Annotated in this window: 2 protein-coding genes; both read left to right on the plus strand. The window is 64.1% G+C overall.

Translation table 11 applies throughout. The annotated features are described in order from the left end of the window. Positions 1 to 211: 211 nt before the first annotated feature. Entirely contained in the window at positions 212 to 772 is a 561-nt protein-coding gene (locus tag OKC31_RS21500; RefSeq protein ID WP_001161490.1) for a recombinase family protein, read from the plus strand. A gap of 3 nt (positions 773 to 775) precedes the next feature. Then, the coding region (locus tag OKC31_RS21505) for a DUF4158 domain-containing protein (RefSeq protein WP_270657739.1) at positions 776 to 1,905 on the plus strand (1,130 nt) is incomplete at its 3' end.

Below are 1,905 nucleotides of genomic sequence, written 5' to 3' on the forward strand. Positions count from 1 at the left end.
CTGATGGATCCAACCCCTCCGCTGCTATAGTGCAGTCGGCTTCTGACGTTCAGTGCAGCCGTCTTCTGAAAACGACAGTCAGAATAGAGTCTGCTTTCCCATTTTTTGACACATGCCCGCGAAGGTTATAGATTTCAGCCTGACAGAAATGGGCTTTGAGGCACAACGGAACAGAAAGTGCACTTAAGCCGCCTTCAACCAAGGAGACATCGTGCAGGGGCACCGCATCGGCTACGTCCGGGTCAGCAGCTTTGACCAGAACCCGGAACGCCAGCTGGAACAAACCCAGGTGAGCAAGGTGTTCACCGACAAGGCATCGGGCAAGGACACCCAGCGCCCCCAGCTCGAAGCGCTGCTGAGCTTCGTCCGCGAAGGCGATACAGTGGTGGTGCACAGCATGGATCGGCTGGCCCGCAACCTCGATGACCTGCGTCGCTTGGTACAGAAGCTGACTCAGCGCGGCGTGCGCATCGAGTTCCTGAAGGAGGGCCTGGTGTTCACTGGCGAGGACTCGCCGATGGCCAACCTGATGCTGTCGGTGATGGGGGCCTTCGCTGAGTTCGAGCGCGCCCTGATCCGCGAGCGGCAGCGTGAGGGCATCGCCTTGGCCAAGCAGCGTGGCGCGTACCGGGGCCGCAAGAAAGCCCTGTCCGATGAGCAGGCTGCTACCCTGCGGCAGCGAGCGACGGCCGGCGAGCCCAAGGCGCAGCTTGCCCGCGAGTTCAACATCAGCCGGGAAACCCTCTACCAGTACCTCCGCACGGACGACTGACACATGCCGCGTCGCTTGATCCTCTCGGCCACGGAGCGGGACACCCTGCTTGCGCTGCCGGAAAGCCAGGATGACCTGATCCGCTACTACACCTTCAACGACTCCGACCTGTCGCTGATCCGCCAGCGACGCGGCGACGCCAACCGCCTCGGCTTCGCCGTGCAGCTCTGCCTGCTGCGCTACCCCGGTTACGCGCTGGGAACCGACAGCGAGCTGCCCGAGCCGGTCATCCTGTGGGTGGCGAAGCAAGTCCAGGCCGAGCCGGCGAGCTGGGCAAAGTACGGCGAGCGCGACGTGACCCGTCGCGAGCATGCCCAGGAACTGCGCACCTACCTGCAACTGGCCCCGTTCGGCCTGTCCGACTTCCGCGCCCTGGTGCGCGAGCTAACCGAGCTGGCCCAGCAGACCGACAAAGGCTTGCTGCTGGCCGGTCAGGCCCTGGAGAGCCTACGGCAGAAACGACGCATCCTGCCGGCGCTGAGCGTGATTGACCGGGCCTGCTCGGAAGCCATTGCGCGAGCCAATCGGCGGGTCTACCGCGCCCTGGTCGAACCACTCACGGACTCGCATCGGGCCAAGCTGGACGAGCTGTTGAAGCTCAAGGCCGGCAGCAGCATCACCTGGTTGACCTGGCTGCGCCAGGCACCGCTGAAACCCAACTCTCGGCACATGCTGGAACACATCGAGCGGCTGAAGACATTTCAGTTGGTGGACTTGCCCGAAGGCCTGGGCCGGCACATCCACCAGAACCGCCTGCTCAAGCTGGCCCGCGAGGGTGGGCAGATGACGCCCAAAGACCTCGGTAAGTTCGAGCCGCAGCGCCGCTACGCGACCCTGGCCGCCGTGGTGCTGGAGAGCACCGCGACCGTGATCGATGAGCTGGTCGATCTGCATGACCGCATCCTGGTCAAGCTGTTCAGCGGCGCGAAGCACAAGCATCAGCAGCAGTTCCAGAAGCAGGGCAAGGCGATCAACGACAAGGTGCGCCTGTACTCCAGGATCGGCCAGGCGCTGCTGGAAGCGAAGGAAAGCGGCAGCGACCCCTATGCCGCCATCGAGGCGGTGATTCCCTGGGACGAGTTCACCGAGAGCGTCAGCGAGGCCGAGCTGCTGGCCCGGCCGGAAGGCTTCGA

The organism is Aeromonas sp. Y293-4 (genome assembly GCF_027705905.1).
Classification (GTDB): Bacteria; Pseudomonadota; Gammaproteobacteria; order Enterobacterales; family Aeromonadaceae; genus Aeromonas; species Aeromonas veronii.